Here is a 20813-nt window from a genome sequence, read left to right as displayed (position 1 = left end):
TAACACACGATGGGGTGCTGAACCATGTCCGCCTTCTTTGCCGAACGCGCGCTGCTGCCTAGTGGATGGGCCAACAATGTACGTCTTGAGGTCAGCGCCGATGGCGTATTGACCCATATCCAGGCCGATTCTCATGCAGATGGCGCCGAGCGGTTGAGCGGTCCGCTGCTGCCTGGCATGCCGAATCTGCACTCCCACGCCTTCCAGCGGGCCATGGCCGGGCTGGCGGAAGTGGCGGGAAATCCGAACGACAGTTTCTGGACCTGGCGCGACCTGATGTATCGCCTCGTCGGAAAAATCAGCCCGGAGCAACTCGGCGTCATCGCCCGTCAGCTGTACATCGAAATGCTCAAGGCCGGTTACACCTCGGTCGCGGAATTTCATTACGTACACCACGACTTCAGCGGCCAACCTTATGCCGACCCGGCTGAACTGGCCCTGCGTATCAGCCAGGCAGCAGGTTCCGCGGGCATCGGCTTGACCCTGTTGCCGGTGCTCTACAGCCACGCAGGTTTCGGTGGTCAGTCCCCGAACGAAGGCCAGCGCCGCTTCATCAACAGCACCGAAAACTACCTCAAGCTGCAGTCGCGCCTGCAACCGGTCCTTGCGCAGCAACCGGCGCAAGCCCTGGGCCTGTGTTTCCACTCGCTGCGCGCGGTCACGCCGCAGCAGATCAGCGAAGTGCTGGCAGCCAGCGACAAGCAGTGCCCGGTGCATATCCACATCGCCGAGCAGCAGAAAGAAGTCGACGACTGCCTGACCTGGAGTGGCCGTCGTCCGCTGCAATGGCTGTACGAAAACGTCGACGTCGATCAACGCTGGTGCCTGGTCCACGCGACCCACGCCAACCCGGAAGAAGTCACGTCGATGGCCAAGAGTCGCGCCATCGCCGGCCTGTGCCTGACCACCGAAGCCAACCTCGGCGACGGGATCTTCCCGGCGGTGGACTTCCTCGCCCAGGGCGGCCGCATGGGTATCGGTTCCGACAGCCATGTATCACTGAGCGTGGTGGAAGAATTGCGCTGGCTGGAATACGGCCAGCGTCTACGCGACCAGCGGCGAAATCGCCTGTATGGCGCGGAGCAGCCGATGGTCGGGCGCACGCTGTTTGATGCCGCGCTGGATGGCGGCGCCCAGGCACTGGGTCAGCCGATTGGCGCGCTGGAAGTCGGCAAGCGCGCCGACTGGCTGGTGCTCGACGGCAACGATCCGTACCTGGCAACAGCCAACGGCGACGGGATTCTCAACCGCTGGCTGTTTGCCGGTGGCGATCGTCAGGTGCGGGATGTGCTGGTCAATGGCCAGTGGGTAGTGCGTGATGGGCGCCATGCTGATGAAGAAGAAAGCAGCCGCGCCTTCGCCCAGGTCCTGCGCGAATTGCTGGGCTGACATCAAACAAAAATGTGGGAGCGGGCTTGCTCGCGAAGGCGGACTGTCAGTCAACATCTCTGTTGAATGTGACACCCTCTTCGCGAGCAAGCCCGCTCCCACATTTGGATATGTGCTGACGGTTAGTTCGAGGTCTTGGCCATCTGCTGTTCCGACGCCCGCCAGATCAACCGGGTAGTGTCGTAACCCTGCTGACGCGCCCTGCTCAGCAGCTCCTCGCGCACCACTCCATTCACGGTCGGCGTGCGCGACAACAGCCACAGATACTTGCGGCTCGGGTCACCGACGATGGCGGTCTTGTAGTCATCGCTGACGTACAGCACCCAGTAATCGCCCTTCGCCGTACCCGGGATCAGCCTGGAAAACCAGGTATCGAACTCGACCTTCAGCTTGTCGTTCTTGCCCGGCACCTCCGGATAAGCCGTGCCCTTGACCTCTTCCCATTGCCACTGCGCTGTCAGGCAGCGGTTCAATACCGCGACGTTGCCGTCGGGTTTAAGCGTGTAATGGGCTTCGGATTGCGCACAGTCGCGCTGGAAGTACATCGGCAAACGGGCCAGCTCGTACCAGGTGCCCTGGTAGCGCTTGAGGTTGACGCTGTTGGCCGTCTTGGGCGCCAAAGGGTCCGGGCCAGACGTGGCACAGCCAGCCAACACCAGGCCGGCAAAAAGGATGATCAATAACCGCTTCATTATTTTTCTCCCGTGGGCGATCGCCCCGGTTTACTTCAGGCCTTGGCCGGAAAACATCAGCACTTTGTCACCGGCGAACTGCACGCTGATAAAGCTGTTCTTGTCGCCCCAGGTGCAACTGGACATGCCGAGCGCGCCTGAACAATCGGCGGGTTTGCCCAACAGGGTTTCCACATCGGCCTTGGCCATGCCGGCCGAGAGCTTCGAGTAGTTTTCCTGATTGACCTTGCTGCAGGCAGCGAGCAATACGCAGAATGAAAGCAGGGCGATGGAACGCAGCGACATGGTGAAACTCCGGGGGGGCGTAGGGGATTGGCATGGCTGCCAAGCTGAAGCTTAGAAGAGAAAACCCCTGTCTGGTTCCCTGCCCGGCAGGCTATTTATCGGGCCATTCGTCTGCCTTTTGCCGAAAATCATTCACTTTCCTCGTTCACCGGGCATTTCGTCGTTTTTCAGGAAAATCCGCCTAATCTTTGGCGCCGTTCAGTCGACATAAATGCAACGCAATGCCACGTCGGTGGCATTTGCTCCCCCATTTTGTAGAACAGCCCCTCTGCGGTAGCTCATCCCATGACCAGAAACATGAAGTTCAGCCACAAGATCTTGCTGGCTGCCGCCCTCGTGGTGGCCGTCGCATTCGCTTGTTTCATCCTGTTCAACGACTATCGCCAGCGCGAAACCCTGCGCAACAGTACCGAGGCCTCGATGCAGGAACTCGGCAGCCTGACCACCAGCAACATCCAGACCTGGCTGGAAAGTCGGATGCAATTGCTGCAGTCGATGGCCCAACAGGTCAGCGCCGATGGCAATGCACCCGCCAGTCTGAAACGGATCATCGACCTGCCCGCCTACACCGGCAACTTCCAGCTGAGCTACTTCGGTGGCGCCGATGGCGTGATGTTCTCGGTCCCGGCCGGCAACCGCGCGGCGGACTACGACCCACGCGCCCGCGGCTGGTACAAGGCGGCCAATAGCGCACAACAAACCATCGTCACCGAACCCTACATCGCCGCCTCCTCCGGCAAACTGGTGATCACCGTGGCCACCCCGGTGCAGCACCAGGGTCAGATGATCGGCGTCGCTGGCGCCGACATCGATCTGTCCAGCGTCAGCGCGATCATCAACTCGCTGAACTTCGGCGGCCACGGCCATGCGTTCATCGTCGGTGCCGACGGCAAGATCCTGATTCACCCGGACAGCAAGCTGGTGCTCAAGAGCCTGGCCGAAGCCTATCCGAGCGACACGCCGAAAGTCAGCCCGGGCCTGAAAGAAGTCGAGATCGACGGAAAGCGCCAGTTCATCTCCTTCACCCACGTCAACGGCGTGCCATCGGCGAACTGGTACGTGGCACTGGTGCTCGACCAGGAAACGGCGTTCTCGATGCTCAGCGAATTCCGCACCTCGGCGATCATCGCCATGGTGATCGCCGTAGTGATCATCATCGCGTTGCTGGGTATGCTGATCAGCCTGCTGATGCAGCCGCTGCTGACCATGGGTCGCGCCATGCACGACATCGCCGAAGGCGAAGGTGACCTGACCAAACGCCTGACCATTCACGGCCACGACGAATTCGGCGCGCTGGGGCTGTCGTTCAACCGCTTCGTCGAACGCATTCACACCTCGATCATCGAAGTGGCCTCGGCCACAGGGCAGGTCAACGAAGTAGCGCTACGTGTAGTGGCCGCGTCGAACTCGTCGATGTTCAACTCCGACCAGCAAGCCTCGCGCACCAGCAGCGTGGCCGCGGCGATCAACCAGCTCGGCGCCGCCGCGCAGGAAATCGCGCAGAACGCCGCCCTCGCCTCGCAGCACTCCAGCGATGCCCGCAGCCTGGCCGAAGACGGCCAGCAGGTGGTGGATAAAACCATCGCGGCGATGCAGCAGTTGTCGGCGAAGATCAGCGACTCGTGCGGCAACATCGAAACCCTCAACAGCAACACGGTCAACATCGGGCAGATCCTGGAAGTGATCACCAGCATCTCCCAGCAGACCAACTTGCTGGCGCTCAATGCCGCCATCGAAGCGGCCCGCGCCGGTGAGGCCGGTCGCGGTTTTGCCGTGGTGGCCGATGAGGTACGCAACCTCGCTCACCGCACCCAGGACTCAGCGCAGCAAGTGCAGACGATGATCGAAGAGCTGCAAGTCGGCGCCCGCGCAGCGGTGGGCATCATGACCGACAGCCAGCGCCAGAGCGAAAGCAGCGTCGGCATCGCCAACCAGGCCGGCGAACGCCTGGGCAGCGTGACCCAGCGCATCGGCGAGATCGACGGCATGAACCAGTCCGTGGCGACAGCGACCGAAGAGCAGACCGCCGTGGTGGAGTCGATCAACGTCGACATCACCGAAATCAACACGCTGAACCAGGAAGGCGTGGAGAACCTGCAGGCGACCTTGCGTGCGTGTGCCGATCTTGAGCAGCAGGCGGCGCGGTTGAAGCAGCTAGTGGGAAGCTTCAGGATCTAAGGCGCACTCACCGGCCCCTTCGCGAGCAAGCCCGCTCCCACAGGGATCAAAGACGGGCACAAATTTTGTGTCCGACCAAATCAACTGTGGGAGCGGGCTTGCCCGCGAAGGCGGCATCAGCCGCCATGAAGATCTAGAACCTCGACCCAGGCCTCGACAGAAACTCCAGTTCCTCAGCCGTACTCTCGCGCCCCAACACTGCATTCCTGTGCGGAAACCGCCCAAACTGCGCAATCACTTGCTGATGCCGCTCGGCATAGTCCAGATAATCGCTGAACAGTGCCCGATCGCTCTCCGGCTGCTGCGCCACCAATTCGATATAGCGCGAGACGCCTTCGTTCTGCACCGCCAGGTTCTCGCTATGCTCGAACACCAGGTAGATGAACACCCGCTGAATCGGTTGCAACTGCCGGTCGAAATCCGCGGCAATGCCTTGCGCCACCAGTGCCTGAGCCCTGATGTCACCGGAAAAAGCCTTGGGAGAATCACGAAAGATCATTCGCGGGAGTTGATCGAGCAACAGCACCAGGGCCAGCCAACCTTCGGGACGTTGCATCCACTCGGTCAAACCGCCGGCCAGTGCCTGCTCGACCCAGTCCCCGAAACGCTCACGCGCTTCGAGGTCCTGGCTGTCGCGCTTGCCGAACCATAACCTGCCCTTCTGCGCCGCCACTTCGCTCGCTGATCCGGAACTTGCGAACCACCAATCAAGCAACGGCTGCCAGGGCGCGGTCATGGTTTATTCCTTGTGGTAAGCCGTGACGCGGGCCACTTCTTCTTTCGAACCGAGGAACACCGCCACACGCTGGTGCAGGCCTTCCGGCTGGATGTCGAGGATGCGCTGGTGGCCATCGGTGGACGCGCCGCCCGCCTGCTCCACCAGGAACGACATCGGGTTGGCTTCGTACATCAGGCGCAGCTTGCCCGGCTTGGACGGCTCGCGGCTGTCACGTGGGTACATGAACAGACCGCCGCGGGTCAGGATGCGGTGCACGTCGGCCACCATCGCGGCGACCCAGCGCATGTTGTAGTTCTTTTTCAGCGGGCCTTCATCGCCTGCCAGCAATTCGCCGACGTAGCGCTGTACCGGTGCTTCCCAGTGACGCTGGTTGGACGCGTTGATGGCAAATTCCTGGGTGGCTTCAGGAATGGTGATGTTTTCGTGGGTCAGCACGAAGCTGCCCATTTCACGGTCCAGGGTGAAGCCTTTCACGCCGTCGCCCAGGGTCAGGATCAGCATGGTCTGCGGACCGTAGATCGCGTAACCGGCGGCTACTTGCTGGGTGCCTGGCTGCAGGAAGGCCTTTTCATTCAAAGGTTCGTTCTGGCTCAGGTATTCGTTCGGGCAACGCAGTACCGAGAAGATGGTGCCGACCGGGGCGTTGATGTCGATGTTCGACGAACCGTCCAGCGGGTCGAATACCAGCAGGTACGCGCCTTTCGGGTATTTGCCCGGGATCTGGTAGGCGTTGTCCATTTCTTCGGACGCCATGCCGGCCAGGTGACCGCCCCATTCGTTGGCTTCGAGCAGGATTTCGTTGGAGATCACGTCGAGCTTTTTCTGCACTTCGCCCTGGACGTTTTCAGTGCCCATGCTGCCCAGTACACCACCCAGGGCGCCTTTGGACACGGCGTGGTTGATCTCCTTGCAGGCACGCGCCACCACTTCGATCAGGAAGCGCAGATCGGCAGGAGTGTTGTTGCTGCGGGTCTGCTCAATCAAATAGCGACTCAAGGTAACGCGGGACATGGAAGGCTCCGGTGGAATGGGGGGCTAAAAACCCGCGCAGTTTAACGCGAGTCGGGGCGCATTTCCTCCTATCAGACGTGATCCGCCGAAGAGAGTTCATGCGCGGGGTTGAGCGTAGATGGAAATGGGCGGGGTGTGAGCCTGGAAAGGGTGGCTTGTTTCAATATTTTGGGTGTCTGGCTGACCGCTTTCGCGAGCAAGCCCGCTCCCACAAGAACGGCGCTGTACCTGTGGGAGCGGGCTTGCTCGCGAATGGCGCGTAGCGCCAGCCATTCTCAGGATTTGGCAGAAGGCTTGCGCAACAGACTGAACGCCATCGCCACCAGGAACACCACGCAGAGCAACAACACCGCCCACAAACCGAATTTCTTCCAGTGGGTGTCGACCGGCGCAGACGTGGCGCCTGCCGACGGCGGCGTAGTCACCGCCCCGACATCCACCAAGGCCCGGCCCAGGGTCGCCAGCTTCTGCGGGCTGTAATCCGGAATCAGCGTCGACAGCGGCAAGTTCGCCGCCTTCGCTGTCGTGTTCCCCACCACCAGCGTGTAAGGCCCCGGCCCACGTGCCAGAAACACCAGTTGCGTGGCGCGCATGGCAAACTTCAGCGTCGGTGCCTGATCACCCAGGCCACCACCGCGTTCGTCCACGGTCAGTTTCAATTGCTGGACGATTTGCCCAGACAACTGCAATTGGTTTTGCACCACGTCCTGACCATTCTGCGTCAGGCGATAGAGCAAACCGCTGCCCAACGACTGCCATGGCAGGCTGCTGTCGCGCCGGCCGGCCAGGCTCACTGGCGCCAGGCTGTTGGGCTGGCTCAACTCGACCTGCACCCGCTCGACATTAAGCCCCATCGGCAACTGCCAGGTGTATTCACCCGCCTTCACGCTGCTGCCGGCCAATGCCTGGGACCAGACCAACGGCAGTGGCAGGCTGCGGGTATTGGCGCTTTGCAGTTGCGCCGAAGTCAGTGTCGGCGCCGAATGCGGAGTGATCCACAGCAACCGCAGGTAGCGCGCCGACTGGCCCGGCAGGTTGACCTCATGCTGTTCGACCCGCTCGTCGGAAAAGGTCAGGCGCGCCACCTGCCCTTCGCCCCAGGACTGCCAATGCTGCAGATCATCGCTGGCTTCGATGGTGAAACGCTGGAAGCCGTCGCGTTCGCTGGTCCAGTCGAGAATCAATTGCTGCAATGGCGCCTTGATAGCGGACGCGTCGAGCAACCAGCCGCGCAACTCCTCCTCACCTGCCTCCAGCTGACTGGAGGGCTGCACCTCGACCAAGGTGCCGTTGGTGCTCGATTGCACCCGCACGCTCGGCGCGGTTTCAGTGGCGTCCACCGAGTTGTACAGCGCAAACCATTTCACCTCGGTCAAGGTACGCGTTTCATCGCTCCGCGCCGACTCCCGGGCCAAGGCATAAGCCTGAGCTTCACCCACGGCGTTGAATACACGCACATCGCTCAGGTCAGCCTGCCGTGCATTCAGTTGTACGCTCAGGGGCAGTTCAAGGCGATACCAAGGTCCTTCGCCCGTTACCGACAAAGGCACTTGGGTGGTGAAATCCGCCGGTTTTTCCTGGGCAACCGCCGACAACACCACACCCATGGCAACAATGCCCAGCCAACCCAGGTTCAGCTTCTGACTCAAGACGACACTCCTTGTGATTCCGGGACCGGTTTGCCGCTATCCGGCACGGCTTCGGCACGTTTGGGCGGTAGCGGAGCGAAATAACCCACCACCAGCAACAACACGCCGACACCAATGAACGACACGATTCGCGCCAGCCCGCCGCGATTGCTCAATTCGACAAAAAACAGCTTGGCCACGACCACGCCAATCAAGGCCGCACCGATCAGCCAGACTTCACGACGGCGACGCAAATGGCCGCCGATCATCAGGCTCAGGGCCATCAAGGTCCAGACAATGGACAGGCCGGCTTGTACTCGCATCGACTCCAGCAACAGATCCAGCTCGAACGGCACCGCGCTCCAATGGTGCGCCGTGCGCATCACCAAGGCCGTAAAGAACACGAACAGCGAGGCACCTGCGACCCCTTGCGTGGCAATGGCGGCGTAATCCTTGTGGACAGCCAGTTGGGGCATGGCGCTGCGGGACCAGACGTAGACGCCGAACAACGCAAACAACAGGCCCAGCTCCAGCGGGTTGATCAGTGGCACGTAAGGCAGTGGCTCGGCGTTGCCCTCACTGGCGACATTCGCCAGCCAGAACCAGCCGAGCATCAGCAAGGCCAGCGGCGCAGCGGCGTACACGCGGTATTCCCGAGAATAGGCCGACACCGGCCAAGGCCATGCGCGAGGTGCTGCCATCAACACCAGATACAGGCTTGGCAGAATCGCCCAGCCCAACCAGCGCCAGGCGTTGTATTGCTCGGACAACACCAGCAAGGCGTAACGCAGTTCCAGCGCCAGCACACCCATCAACAGCCAGCAGCCGAGCACATGAGCGACGCTCAGCACGGGCGCTGGCAGCATGGGCGCCAGGCGTCGCAGGGACATGAAATGCACGACGAACACGGCGGCCCACGCCAGCCAGCCAAAGTTGGCCGCCGGTTGATAACGCGAGTGCCAGGCCGCGAGCAGCACCAGCGCCGCAGCGGGTATCAGCACCGTGCCGAGCCCCCCCAGTGACGGCCATTTCAGGCGCAGCGCCAATACCGTCCACAGCGCAACACTCACGGCAGCGATGCCCAACAACAAGGTCGCCTGCATCGAATGCGGCGCAAAATGCAGCACTTCGATAACCCAGGCCAGCGCCCACCAACCCGCGCCCCACACCAGCAACGCCTGGGACAATCGCAACAGACTCAGCCCTTTGAGCGCGGTGAACGAATGACCGATCTGCAAACGCCAGGCCCCGACCATCGCGGCCAGCCCCAGCAGCAGCGGCGCCCAGAACCCGCCATGGGCCAGGGGCTGCAGACCGTCACTGAACTGCGGCCCAGCCGTCAGGAACAGCGCGCCACCCAACAGTTGCACAGCGAGCGCGGCGAACACGAACGTGCGCGATTGCAGGTACAAGCCAACAAACAACGTGAGCGCCCCGGCCAAGGCCCAACTGATCACCGTGCCGTGGCTGAAGAAAAACAAGGGAGCCAGCAAATAGAGAAACGCCAGCCCGAGACAAGCCAATACCGGCAGGCCTTTGAGCTCCCATGGCCTGATCTGCTCCGGCAAGGCTTTACGCAATTGGTAGAAGCTGAACAGCAACGCGACGCCCAGCAACAGCGCCCCTAGCGGTACACCGCCGAGCAGGCTGCTTTCGCTGTCGTGCAGCTCGCTGAGAAACGCCAGCGCCGCCCCCAGTTGCAGCAGCAAGGCAAAGGCCCGGCCCAAGGGCCTTTGTTGGCGCAGACCGAGCCAGAAGATCCCCGCGCCTTCCACCGCCCATGCCGCCGTCGTCCAGCGTGCATCGAGCCCCAGCGGTACCGCCAGGCTGGCGAAGATCACGCCCAGGGCCAGGCAGGTTTCTCCCAACAACAGCGTGCGCCCGGCCATCAGCCAACGGGCAAGCCCCATGTACATCATGCCCAGTGCCAAGGCACTGAATGCAGCAGCGAATTCCAGATGCTGCACCAGCACGAACTGCAAGCCGAAACCCACCAGTGGCGGGCCGAACAGCAGTGTGCCGTCGACGTAGTCACCCTTGCGCGCCGACCAGCGCAGCAGTGCTTCGCGACTGCCGTCTGCGGGTGTATCGCCCATCTCCATCAATCTGCGCCGGGCGAACAGCAGACCAATGGCCAGGTACATCAGGAAAAACAAAATCAGAAACGGCTCGGTGCTCCACAACAGCTCCGGCGAGTAGGAGCGCAGGCCCCAGGCGAATCCGATGCCGAACGTGCCGGTAAAGCCGATGACATTCAACAGCCGCCAGGCCTTGAACCAGGCGATGGCGAAGATACCGGCGTTGAGCAGGGTAAAGTAGCTGAACAGCGCGGCATGGCTGCCGGCGCCGGTGGAGGCCAGGATGGGCGCGGCGAATCCGCCCAGTGCGGCCGCGGCGGCCAGCCCCAGGGAATCCTGGGCAATGGCGAGAATCGCCGAGCAGACTGTCACCGCCACCAGCAGGCCAAACCCCGCCGAGGGATCGAGCAGCGGATGCAGGCGCATCGCGGCAAACACCGTCAGGTACAGCACGGCAATCCCGGCGCCCTGCAGGATCAATGCGTAACTGCTGTTGCGGGCCCTCAACCACCAACCCAGCCCGAGCAACCCCAGTGCTGTGGCAGCCACGCCTGCGTAGCGCAACTCAACCGGCACCACCACGCCTTCAGTGGCATAGCGCAGCAGAAAGGCCAGGCCGAGGAACAGCAGCACCACGCCGACGCGCAACACGGTATTGCCACCGAACAACCAGGCGCGGGCGCGACCTATGGCGCGGTCGATGAGATTCGGGCCACGCGGGGAGCCAGGCGATTGCGCTTCGCGAGCGGTCGGCTCGGGCTTCCAGGCATCGGTGGCCGGACGCCTGATTTCGCTGGCCGCAGCCTGGATTGGCTCGAGTTCGGGCGGCAGCTCCCAGATCAATTCCGTGGCTACGGCAGGGGTTTCATCAAGGAAGGTTTCAGGTGAGACAAGCGGTTCGCCGGTTTGCGGCGTCTTGACGCCCGATGCTTCGAGCAGCGCCAGCCGTTGCTCGACCGCTTGCAGGGCTACCTGCGCCTGCTCCAGCAAACGCTGCTGTTCGACGGCCTGCGAGTCCATGCGAGCCAAGCGAAGGGCCTGGCCGATACCCAACCCGAGTAACGCGCCCAGCAGCGCATCGCTGAATGACTCGTCGAGTATCCAGCCGAGCACCAGCCCTATCAGCATGAACATCCATTGCATGGTCGATATCCCTAAGCGCATTAGCCAATCCGGAAAGATTAGCTCAGCCGTATCCATAAAGATCGCAGCCTTCGGCAGCTCCTACACCACTCCTGTAGGAACTGCCGAAGGCTGCGATCTTCTCCGGCGCGCCAGTATATCCACCTGCCTGAAGACTTACTCCAGCGCCTTCCAGATTTCCGTGGCGTACTCGCGAATGGTCCGGTCCGACGAGAACCAGCCCATCCGCGCCGTATTCAACACCGCTGAACGCCACCATTCCTTCGAATCGTGCCAATGGGCTTCGACGCGCATCTGCGCGTGCCAGTAGGAATCGAAGTCGGCGCAGACCAGGAAGCGGTCGTAGTCCACCAGCGAATCGATCAATCCGGTGTAACGGGACGGATCATCCGGCGAAAACACCCCGCCACGAATCGCTTGCAGCACATCGTTCAGGCGATGGGACGCGGCGATGTCCGGTACGGCACTGAACTCATGGTTCTGCTTGCGCGCCTCCACCTGCTGCGCGCTGAGGCCGAAGATGAACATGTGCTCGGCACCGATGCGATCGCACATTTCCACGTTGGCCCCGTCCAGGGTGCCGATGGTCAGCGCGCCGTTCAGGCCGAACTTCATGTTGCTGGTGCCTGACGCTTCGAAACCGGCGGTGGAGATCTGCTCGGACAAATCCGCCGCCGGAATGATGCTCTCCGCCAGGCTGACGTTGTAGTTGGGCAGGAACACCACTTTGAGCAAGCCGCGCACGGTGGGGTCGTTGTTCACCACCCGGGCAATGTCGTTGGTCAGCTTGATGATCAGTTTGGCCTGGTGATAACTCGCGGCGGCCTTGCCGGCGAATATTTTCACCCGTGGAACCCAGTCGATTTCAGGTTCCGCGCGTATCGCCTGGTACAACGCCACGGTGTGCATCAGGTTGAGCAACTGGCGTTTGTATTCGTGGATACGCTTGACCTGCACGTCGAACATCGCCGCCGGGTTGACCGCCACGCCCAACCGCTCATGAATCAGGTATGCCAGGGCTTTCTTGCTGTGCAGCCGTTGCTCGGCGAACGCCTTGCGGAACGCGTTTTTCTCGGCGAACGGCTCGAGGGCGAGCAACCGCTCTTCCGGGTTGTCCAGCACCTCGGGCCCCAGGGCATCGACCAGCATCGAGGTTAGCTCGGGGTTGGCCTGGTACAACCAACGACGAAAGGTGATGCCGTTGGTTTTGTTGTTGATCCGCTCCGGATAGAGCTTATGCAGCTCGGAGAACACCGTCTTGCGCATCAGTTGCGTGTGCAACCCGGACACACCGTTGACGCTGTGGGAGCCGAGAAACGCCAGGTTGCCCATGCGCACCCGACGACCGTTGTCTTCCTCGATCAGCGACACCGCGCGCAGTACGTCGAAGTCGTGGATGCCTTTGGCCCGCAGGGAGTCGATGTGGTGGGCGTTGATCAGGTAAATGATCTGCATGTGCCGCGGCAACATGCGCTCCATCAAGCCGACCGGCCAGGTTTCCAGCGCTTCGGGCAACAAGGTGTGGTTGGTGTAGGAGAGCGTATCGACGGTGACCTGCCACGCCGCATCCCACGCCACGTCATAGACGTCGACCAGTTGCCGCATGAGTTCAGCCACGGCAATCGAGGGGTGAGTGTCGTTGAGCTGGATCGAGGCGTGATCGCCCAGGGTCAGCACCGAGGTGTGCATGTTGCGATGGCGGCGCAGCAGATCCTGCAACGAGGCGGCGACGAAGAAATACTCCTGGCGCAGGCGCAACTCCTGGCCGGCCTCGGTGCTGTCCGCCGGGTACAGCACCCGGGAGATGCTTTCGGCCCGGGCCACTTCGGCCACGGCGCCCAGGTGATCGCCGGCGTTGAAACGCTCCAGGTGCAGATCTTCCATGGCGCGGGCGCGCCACAGGCGCAGCGTGTTGACGCTCGCCCCGCGCCAGCCGACCACCGGCGTGTCGTAGGCAATCGCCCGCACGGTTTCCGCCGGGGACCATACTTGCCGGGATTTGCCGGTGTCGTCGGTCAGGGTCTCGACACCGCCGCCGAAACCGATGGTGTAGACCACTTCCGGCCGCTCGAACTCCCACGGGTTGCCGAAATCCAGCCAGTGTTCGGTCTGCTCCTGCTGCCAGCCGTCGACAATCGCCTGGCGGAACAACCCGTGTTCATAGCGGATGCCATAGCCATGACCGGCGATGCCGAGGGTCGACATGCTTTCCAGGAAACACGCCGCCAGACGCCCGAGGCCGCCGTTGCCCAGGGCCGCATCGGGCTCCAGCAGACGGATGCGCTCAAGGTCGACGCCGAGCTCGGTCAGGGCTTCGCGCGCCACGTCGAGCAGGCCGAGGTTGCTCAGGCTGTCGAACAGCAGCCGGCCGATGAGGAATTCGAGGGAAAGGTAATAAACGCGCTTCTGACCTTTGCGGTAGATCTGCCGCGTGTGGTCCATCCAGTGCTCGACCATGTGATCCCGCGCGGCCAGGGCAATGGCTTCGAACCAGTCATGGTCGAAGGCGTGATCCGGGTCTTTACCCACTGCATAAGTGAGTTTGGTCAAGACGGCGTCGCGGAATGCGGCCACCTCTGCTTCGCGAACAAGTGGTTCTTGAGTCATCGATAGGACCTCGAGCGAGCTTGGAGTTGTCTGAGCCTAGACGGTCTGACAGGCGGTACAGGCTCTGGTTCGGCAGTTTTTCCTGTAAGTGCGAATCGGGTCGGCAATACATTGTCGAGTACCTGATTCAATGCAGGGGCCGTGCCGGATTAGCGGTTTATTGGTCGGCAGTGAAAAAATCTGGCGAAAGGTTGTTCAAAAATCCACCAGTCCCGGTATGATCGCGCGCCCTGATGCACACGCTGGTAACAAACGATGATGAAGCCGAACCTGATCGCTGCCGCAGAGATCGACCGCCTCGATACCTGGGCCAAGTACTCTGCCCCGATGTGCGGCTCGTGCATGTCCAGCTGCTGCACCCTGCCCGTCGAGGTCAAGATCAAGGACCTGATCCGCATCGGCGTGGTCGACGAATTCGAGCTGGGCGATCCGCCGAAGAACATCGCCAAACGCCTGCAAAAGGAAGGTCTGGTCGAGCGCTTCAACCAGAAGTCGGGAATCTTTACCCTCCAGCGCATGAGCAACAACGATTGCCTGTACCTGGATCGTAAGAGCCGTCTGTGCACTATTTATGATAAGCGCCCGGATACTTGCCGCAACCACCCGAAAATCGGCCCGCGGCCAGGGTATTGCGCGTACAAGCCGAAGGAAGTGGAGCGCGAGCGGAATTCGCGCAGTATCGAGCGGTTCTGATATTTCCTGAAATTTTCGGTGGCTGATTGGCCGCCTTCGCGAGCAAGCCCGCTCCCACAGGTATTTTCGGTGTTCACACAATGTGTGCCTCACCTTGAACCCTGTGGGAGCGGGCTTGCCCGCGAAGGGGCCCTGACAAACACCACACAAATCCCAGACAAACAAAAACGCCCCCGGCCTTTCGACCGGGGGCGTTTTCGTTCAGCCGGGGCTAAATCTTATGCCTTGGCTTTCTTGGCAGCGCGGGTACGCTCGCTTTCGTCCAGGATCTTCTTGCGAAGACGGATGGACTTAGGAGTCACTTCACACAGCTCGTCGTCCTGGATGAATTCCAGAGCCTGTTCCAGGGTGAAGCGAACAGGTGGAACCAGAGCGATGGTTTCGTCTTTGCCCGAAGCACGCATGTTGTCGAGCTTCTTGCCCTTGGTAGGGTTGACGCCCAGGTCGTTGTCACGGCTGTTCAGACCAACGATCTGACCGTTGTAGATTTCCTGACCGTGTTCAACGAACAGCTTGCCACGCGCCTGCAGGGTTTCCAGGGAGTAGGTCAGTGCCTTGCCGGTTTCAACCGAAACCAGAACGCCGTTCTGACGGCCGGACATGTCGCCGGACTTCATCACGTCGTAACGGTCGAAGATCGAGGTCAGGATGCCAGCGCCGTTGGTCAGGGTCAGGAACTGGTTACGGAAACCGATCAGACCACGAGCAGGGATGTTGTATTCCAGACGCACACGGCCCTTGCCATCCGGCACCATGTTGGTCAGGTCGCCCTTACGCAGGCCCATCTCTTCCATCACCTTGCCCTGGGATTCTTCCGGCAGGTCGATGGTGACGTTTTCGAACGGTTCGTGCTTCACGCCGTCAACCAGACGGATGATCACTTCCGGACGGCCTACAGCCATTTCGAAGCCTTCGCGACGCATGGTTTCGATCAGTACCGAGAGGTGCAGTTCGCCACGGCCGGAAACCTTGAACTTGTCAGCCGAGTCGCCTTCTTCAACGCGCAGTGCAACGTTGTACAGCAGCTCTTTGTCCAGACGTTCCTTGATGTTACGGGAAGTCACGAACTTGCCTTCTTTACCGCAGAATGGCGAGTCGTTTACCTGGAAGGTCATGGAAACGGTTGGCTCGTCAACGGTCAACGGCTTCATCGCTTCAACGGTGTCCGGGTGGCACAGGGTGTCGGAGATGAACAGCGAGTCCATACCGCTGATGCACACGATGTCGCCTGCAGCAGCTTCTTCAACGTCTACACGGTGCAGACCGTGGTGACCCATCAGCTTCAGGATACGACCGTTACGCTTCTTGCCGTCGGCGCCGATAGCCACAACCGGGGTGTTCGGCTTGACGCGACCGCGAGCGATACGGCCAACGCCGATAACACCCAGGAAGCTGTTGTAGTCCAGTGCGGAGATCTGCATCTGGAACGGACCGTCACGGTCGACTTTCGGCGCAGGTACGTTGTCGACGATCGACTGGTACAGCGGGGTCATGTCTTCAGCCATTTCGGTGTGGTCCAGACCGGCAATACCGTTCAGGGCCGAGGCGTAGACGACTTTGAAGTCCAGCTGTTCTTCGGTGGCACCCAGGTTGTCGAACAGGTCGAAGATCTGGTCCAGAACCCAGTCCGGACGCGCGCCTGGACGGTCAACCTTGTTGATGCACACGATCGGACGCAGGCCGGCTTCGAAAGCCTTCTTGGTCACGAAACGGGTTTGCGGCATAGGGCCGTCTTGAGCATCAACCAGCAGCAGAACGGAGTCGACCATCGACATTACGCGTTCAACTTCGCCGCCGAAGTCGGCGTGGCCCGGGGTGTCCACGATGTTGATGTGGTAGCCGTTCCAGTTGATGGCGGTGTTTTTCGCCAGAATGGTAATACCGCGCTCTTTTTCCTGGTCGTTGGAGTCCATCACGCGCTCGTCGTTGAGCTCGTTGCGCTCCAGGGTGCCGGATTGACGCAGGAGTTTGTCTACCAGGGTGGTTTTACCATGGTCAACGTGGGCAATGATGGCGATGTTGCGTAGATTTTCGATCACTTGTGTATCTCGATCAGAGGATTCGGTGTGCTGACAAGTCTTGGCAGCGATTAACAGTAGCGTCCGTGAAAGCCGTTACAGCTTGACGGTGGCGTCGGGGGGCCGGTGACGCAGGCCACAGGCAAACAGCCCCGGGCACTTAGCTCGGTCGATAAACGCGCACATTGGCATGCCCCTCACTGAGCAAATGGTGGGCATGCAGGCGACTCATCACGCCTTTGTCGCAATACAGCAGGTACTGGCGAGTAGGGTCCAGTTCCTTGAAACGAGCGTTCACTGCATAAAACGGCATCGTTTGTACCTCGATGCCAGCAAGCTCCAGCGGGTCATCTTCAGCGGCATCCGGGTGACGGATGTCGATGACGATCTGACCGGCCAGCGCTTCGCTGACTTCTTCAATCTGCAAGTCCTGGCCCAATTCGTCGATCACGCGATCGATCGGCACCAGCTTGGCGTTTTCGAGCGCACGCTCGAGCACCGCCATATCGAATTCTTTCTCTTCGTGCTCGACACGGTAGCGCTTGGCGGCCGTCTTCGGATTGACCGAAATGACGCCGCAGTACTCCGGCATGTGCCGGGCGAAATCGGCGGTGCCGATCTCGTTGGCCGTGTCGATGATGTCCTGCTTGTGGCTGGCGATCAGCGGGCGCAAGACCAGTTTGTCGGTCACGCAATCGATCACAGACAGGTTCGGCAGCGTCTGGCTCGACACCTGGGAGATCGCCTCACCGGTGACGAGGGCTTCGATGTGCAGTCGATCGGCAATTTGGGACGAAGCGCGCAACATCATACGCTTCAATACTACGCCCATATGACTGTTATCGACTTTGCCGAGAATTTCGCCCAGCACTTCCTCGAACGGCACACTGACAAATAGCACGCGTTGCGAGCTGCCGTACTTCTTCCAGATGAAATGCGCGACTTCCATGACGCCCAGTTCGTGGGCACGTCCGCCCAGGTTGAAGAAGCAGAAATGCGCCATCAGGCCGCGGCGCATGATCTGGTAGGCCGCCACGGTGGAATCGAAGCCGCCGGACATCAGCACCAGCGTCTGCTCCAGGGCGCCCAGCGGATATCCGCCGATGCCGTTGTGCTGGCTGTGGATCACGAACAACCGTTGGTCGCGAACTTCGATGCGGACTTCGATTTCAGGCTTTTTCAGGTCGATCCCGGCGGCACCACACTGACGGCGCAACTGGCTGCCGACATATTTCTCGATATCGATCGAGCTGAACGGGTGCTTGCCGGCACGCTTGCAACGCACCGAAAAAATCTTGCCGGCCAGTGCATCACCGTAGTGCTGCTTGCACTTTTCAACGATGTCGTCGAAATCACCCAGCGGGTACTCGTCGATTTGCAGGAAGTGCGCGACGCCCGGCATGCAGCTCAGGCGCTCGCCCATCTCCTTCAGGGCCTTGGGATCGCTGACGCGGGTTTCCAGCTCGAGGTTGTCCCACACGCCGTTCACCACCACAGCCGGGTCCAGATCGCGGAGCACGGCACGGATGTTCTTGGCCAATTGGCGGATGAAACGCATCCGTACCGGGCGGCTCTTGATGGTGATCTCGGGGAAGACTTTTACGATTAATTTCATGGAAACAGCGCGCACAGGGCCTGCCGAAAAAGGGGGGCGCGGATTATAGCGGAAATTGCTCAAGGTTTAACCAGTTAATGTGCAGAAGGTTTTGCACGCACCAAAACGGGTCATTTATTCATTTTGACGCCACATTACGGGGCGGTATTTTCGGCTTTAAAGCGCATTAATGGCTGATAAGCGTGCTTTTGGGGCAAAAAACCCATGCTGGGGCACTGGCATGCAATTTGCTCCCTTGTGAGGCAGGTTGCCTTGGCAGAGTATTCGCGCCGGCATCACCCACATTTAAGGGCATCCACTACTAGCCCGAAGCCACCCGGAGGACACTATGTCGAAGTCGGTTCAACTCATCAAAGATCATGACGTCAAATGGATTGATCTGCGCTTCACGGACACCAAAGGCACTCAGCACCACGTGACCATGCCGGCTCGCGATGCGCTGGATGACGACTTCTTCGAAGTCGGCAAAATGTTCGACGGTTCCTCCATCGCTGGCTGGAAAGGCATCGAAGCCTCCGACATGATCCTGATGCCGGACGACTCCACCGCCGTTCTGGATCCATTCACCGAAGAACCGACCCTGATCCTGGTCTGCGACATCATCGAGCCTTCGAGCATGCAAGGCTACGACCGCGACCCACGTGCGATCGCCAAGCGCGCCGAAGAGCACCTGAAAGCCACCGGTATCGGTGACACCGTATTCGCAGGTCCAGAGCCAGAGTTCTTCATCTTTGACCAGGTGAAGTTCAAGTCCGACATTTCCGGCTCCATGTTCAAGATCTACTCCGAACAAGGTTCCTGGATGTCCGACCAGGACATCGAAGGCGGCAACAAGGGCCACCGTCCAGGCGTCAAAGGCGGCTACTTCCCGGTTCCACCGTTCGACCACGACCACGAAATCCGTACCTCCATGTGCAACGCACTGGAGGAAATGGGCCTGACCGTCGAAGTTCACCACCACGAAGTGGCAACTGCCGGCCAGAACGAAATCGGCGTCAAGTTCAACACCCTGGTGAAGAAAGCCGACGAAACCCAAACCCTGAAGTACGTCGTGCACAACGTTGCCGATGCCTACGGCCGCACCGCGACCTTCATGCCTAAGCCTCTGTACGGCGACAACGGCTCGGGCATGCACGTGCACATGTCCATCTGGAAAGATGGCAAGAACACCTTCGCAGGCGAAGGCTATGCCGGCCTGTCGGACACCGCCCTGTACTTCATCGGTGGCATCATCAAGCACGGTAAGGCCCTGAACGGCTTCACCAACCCGGCGACCAACTCCTACAAGCGTCTGGTTCCAGGCTTCGAAGCGCCAGTGATGCTGGCCTACTCGGCTCGCAACCGTTCCGCCTCGATCCGCATTCCTTACGTGTCGAGCCCGAAAGCCCGCCGTATCGAAGCCCGCTTCCCGGATCCGGCTGCCAACCCGTACCTGTGCTTCGCCGCACTGTTGATGGCTGGCCTGGACGGCATCCAGAACAAGATCCACCCTGGCGACGCTGCTGACAAAAACCTGTACGACCTGCCGCCTGAAGAGGCGAAAGAGATTCCACAAGTTTGCGGCAGCCTGAAAGAAGCCCTGGAAGAGCTGGACAAAGGTCGTGCATTCCTGACCAAAGGCGGCGTTTTCAGCGACGACTTCATCGACGCTTACATCGCCCTGAAAAGCGAAGAAGAAATCAAGGTACGTACCTTCGTACACCCACTGGAATACGAGCTGTACTACAGCTGCTGATCCGGTAGCGCTGCGGCACGCGGCGTGACAAAAAGAGGCCTCCTTCGGGAGGCCTTTTTATTGCCCACGATTTAGCGGCCTGCGAAGAACCCTGTGGGAGCGGGCTTGCCCGCGAAGACGTCAGTACACTCCACATCTGCTTATCAGACAGACCGCTTTCGCGAGCAAGTCGAATCGTCGCACCGCCGCTCCCACAAGGGGTTTTCTGTGTTCAGGCGGCCTCGGCAAATCATGCCCAGATGTTAACGGCTTGGGATAACCGCCCGGCCTGACCTATGCTGCAACCCAACGCTTTCGCTTCCGGTAGATTCCATGGGTCGTGGTTTTCTGTTCATCCTGCTGCTGATCGCCCTGCCCGCCATGGCGCAGATCTACAAATACACAGACGCCAACGGCGCCACTGCGTACAGCAATCAACCGCCTGACGGCGTCAGCGTCCAACCGGTCCACCTGCCGCCCCTCAACAGCATTGAGCGCCAGACTCCCGGCGAAGCCGCGCCTGTTGCTGAAGCCACCCGAAATGAGCAACCCCAAAAGCCCTATGAGGTGCTGGAGCTGACCGGCCTGCCCAATACCGAAGCTCTGCGCGCCAACAATGGCACCTTCACGATAAACGTACTGATCAAGCCGCGCCTGCAAGGCTCCCACCGGATGCGCCTGCTGCTGGACGGCCAGCCCTACGGCCAGCCAGTCAATGTGCCGATCCTGCAACTGGTGAATATCGATCGCGGCGAGCATCGCCTCGCCGTGCAAGTGATCGATGGCGAAAACGTTGTGCAGCAGAGCCCCACCGCAACCTTCACCTTGCAACGAGTGCACACGCGCTGAAGGCCTGGCTGCTGATTGCCGGCTGCATTGCACTGCTCATATCGGCACGAAAAACCCCATTACTGCGACTTTTCCAACCTCATTCAGATTTGCGCACTATATTGGTGCAACTGCTTGCACCGCACTCAGATTCCAACCCATTTTGGTTCGAAATTACCCGCGAAAGCTGGCAGA

Annotated in this window: 14 protein-coding genes and 1 pseudogene; 6 read left to right on the top strand and 9 right to left on the bottom strand. The window is 60.6% G+C overall.

The window, feature by feature from the left end; genetic code table 11:
- Positions 1-24 precede the first annotated feature (24 nt).
- The gene (locus ACXX83_RS26340) at positions 25-1389 is read left to right on the top strand and encodes a formimidoylglutamate deiminase (protein ID WP_458550006.1); all 1365 of its coding nucleotides are present in this window, start codon (positions 25-27) and stop codon (positions 1387-1389) included.
- A 122-nt stretch (positions 1390-1511) separates the two neighbouring features.
- Here the strand turns inward: ACXX83_RS26340 and ACXX83_RS26335 are convergent, their stop codons facing one another.
- Both ACXX83_RS26335 and ACXX83_RS26330 read right to left on the bottom strand, forming a co-directional pair.
- The gene (locus ACXX83_RS26335) at positions 1512-2081 is read right to left on the bottom strand and encodes a lipocalin family protein (protein ID WP_015093096.1); all 570 of its coding nucleotides are present in this window, start codon (positions 2079-2081) and stop codon (positions 1512-1514) included.
- 30 nt (positions 2082-2111) lie between these two features.
- The gene (locus tag ACXX83_RS26330) at positions 2112-2366 is read right to left on the bottom strand and encodes a hypothetical protein (RefSeq protein WP_007975531.1); all 255 of its coding nucleotides are present in this window, start codon (positions 2364-2366) and stop codon (positions 2112-2114) included.
- Between the two features lie 285 nt (positions 2367-2651).
- Between ACXX83_RS26330 and ACXX83_RS26325 the strand changes: the two are divergent.
- Positions 2652-3686: pseudogene (locus tag ACXX83_RS26325) on the top strand (HAMP domain-containing protein); the annotation flags it as partial.
- Positions 3687-3779: 93 nt separating this feature from the next.
- Positions 3780-4544 (top strand): methyl-accepting chemotaxis protein, encoded by a 765-nt coding sequence (locus tag ACXX83_RS26320; protein ID WP_412071740.1) that lies wholly within the window; start codon positions 3780-3782, stop codon positions 4542-4544.
- A 133-nt stretch (positions 4545-4677) separates the two neighbouring features.
- Here ACXX83_RS26320 and ACXX83_RS26315 read toward each other — a convergent pair whose 3' ends face one another.
- The 5 genes from ACXX83_RS26315 to ACXX83_RS26295 form a co-directional block, all read right to left on the bottom strand.
- The gene (locus ACXX83_RS26315) at positions 4678-5280 is read right to left on the bottom strand and encodes a DUF924 family protein (RefSeq protein ID WP_458550005.1); all 603 of its coding nucleotides are present in this window, start codon (positions 5278-5280) and stop codon (positions 4678-4680) included.
- A gap of 3 nt (positions 5281-5283) precedes the next feature.
- On the bottom strand, positions 5284-6294 hold the full coding sequence (locus ACXX83_RS26310; RefSeq protein WP_015093094.1) for a class 1 fructose-bisphosphatase: 1011 nt from the start codon (positions 6292-6294) through the stop codon (positions 5284-5286).
- A gap of 275 nt (positions 6295-6569) precedes the next feature.
- A complete protein-coding gene (locus tag ACXX83_RS26305) occupies positions 6570-7943 on the bottom strand; it encodes a DUF3999 domain-containing protein (RefSeq protein ID WP_458550004.1) in 1374 nt (457 codons plus the stop codon).
- Complete coding sequence (locus ACXX83_RS26300; protein ID WP_458550003.1) at positions 7940-11143, bottom strand: DUF2339 domain-containing protein; 3204 nt, start codon at positions 11141-11143, stop codon at positions 7940-7942. Before ACXX83_RS26300 ends, ACXX83_RS26305 begins: the two co-directional genes overlap by 4 nt.
- A gap of 156 nt (positions 11144-11299) precedes the next feature.
- Positions 11300-13750, bottom strand: coding sequence for a glycogen/starch/alpha-glucan phosphorylase (locus ACXX83_RS26295; RefSeq protein WP_015093091.1), 2451 nt, complete (start codon positions 13748-13750; stop codon positions 11300-11302).
- 255 nt (positions 13751-14005) lie between these two features.
- Between ACXX83_RS26295 and ACXX83_RS26290 the strand changes: the two genes are divergently transcribed.
- Positions 14006-14443, top strand: coding sequence for a YkgJ family cysteine cluster protein (locus ACXX83_RS26290; protein WP_007970630.1), 438 nt, complete (start codon positions 14006-14008; stop codon positions 14441-14443).
- A 218-nt stretch (positions 14444-14661) separates the two neighbouring features.
- Here ACXX83_RS26290 and typA read toward each other — a convergent pair whose 3' ends face one another.
- Complete coding sequence (typA, locus tag ACXX83_RS26285; RefSeq protein WP_007970631.1) at positions 14662-16482, bottom strand: translational GTPase TypA; 1821 nt, start codon at positions 16480-16482, stop codon at positions 14662-14664.
- Positions 16483-16621: 139 nt separating this feature from the next.
- Complete coding sequence (gene thiI, locus ACXX83_RS26280; protein WP_126048719.1) at positions 16622-18076, bottom strand: tRNA uracil 4-sulfurtransferase ThiI; 1455 nt, start codon at positions 18074-18076, stop codon at positions 16622-16624.
- A 328-nt stretch (positions 18077-18404) separates the two neighbouring features.
- Between thiI and glnA the strand changes: the two genes are divergently transcribed.
- Together glnA and ACXX83_RS26270 are read left to right on the top strand one after the other, a co-directional pair.
- A complete protein-coding gene (gene glnA / locus ACXX83_RS26275) occupies positions 18405-19811 on the top strand; it encodes a glutamate--ammonia ligase (RefSeq protein ID WP_007970634.1) in 1407 nt (468 codons plus the stop codon).
- Between the two features lie 312 nt (positions 19812-20123).
- Positions 20124-20639: a DUF4124 domain-containing protein gene (locus ACXX83_RS26270; protein WP_015093089.1), complete on the top strand. Its 516-nt coding sequence runs from the start codon at positions 20124-20126 to the stop codon at positions 20637-20639.
- Positions 20640-20813 lie beyond the last annotated feature (174 nt).

The organism is Pseudomonas sp. GNP012 (genome assembly GCF_054343835.1).
The sequence above is the reverse complement of the archived record's forward strand: the minus strand, read 5'-3'. Positions and strand labels throughout refer to the sequence as shown.

What these genes read in the sequence shown, in the direction of transcription:
- ACXX83_RS26340 (WP_458550006.1), top strand. Translation starts at nt 25, where the DNA reads ATGTCCGCCTTCTTTGCCGAACGCGCGCTGCTGCCTAGTGGATGGGCC.
- ACXX83_RS26335 (WP_015093096.1), bottom strand. Translation starts at nt 2,081, where the DNA reads ATGAAGCGGTTATTGATCATCCTTTTTGCCGGCCTGGTGTTGGCTGGC.
- ACXX83_RS26330 (WP_007975531.1), bottom strand. Translation starts at nt 2,366, where the DNA reads ATGTCGCTGCGTTCCATCGCCCTGCTTTCATTCTGCGTATTGCTCGCT.
- ACXX83_RS26320 (WP_412071740.1), top strand. Translation starts at nt 3,780, where the DNA reads ATGTTCAACTCCGACCAGCAAGCCTCGCGCACCAGCAGCGTGGCCGCG.
- ACXX83_RS26315 (WP_458550005.1), bottom strand. Translation starts at nt 5,280, where the DNA reads ATGACCGCGCCCTGGCAGCCGTTGCTTGATTGGTGGTTCGCAAGTTCC.
- ACXX83_RS26310 (WP_015093094.1), bottom strand. Translation starts at nt 6,294, where the DNA reads ATGTCCCGCGTTACCTTGAGTCGCTATTTGATTGAGCAGACCCGCAGC.
- ACXX83_RS26300 (WP_458550003.1), bottom strand. Translation starts at nt 11,143, where the DNA reads ATGCAATGGATGTTCATGCTGATAGGGCTGGTGCTCGGCTGGATACTC.
- ACXX83_RS26295 (WP_015093091.1), bottom strand. Translation starts at nt 13,750, where the DNA reads ATGACTCAAGAACCACTTGTTCGCGAAGCAGAGGTGGCCGCATTCCGC.
- ACXX83_RS26290 (WP_007970630.1), top strand. Translation starts at nt 14,006, where the DNA reads ATGATGAAGCCGAACCTGATCGCTGCCGCAGAGATCGACCGCCTCGAT.
- thiI (WP_126048719.1), bottom strand. Translation starts at nt 18,076, where the DNA reads ATGAAATTAATCGTAAAAGTCTTCCCCGAGATCACCATCAAGAGCCGC.
- glnA (WP_007970634.1), top strand. Translation starts at nt 18,405, where the DNA reads ATGTCGAAGTCGGTTCAACTCATCAAAGATCATGACGTCAAATGGATT.
- ACXX83_RS26270 (WP_015093089.1), top strand. Translation starts at nt 20,124, where the DNA reads ATGGGTCGTGGTTTTCTGTTCATCCTGCTGCTGATCGCCCTGCCCGCC.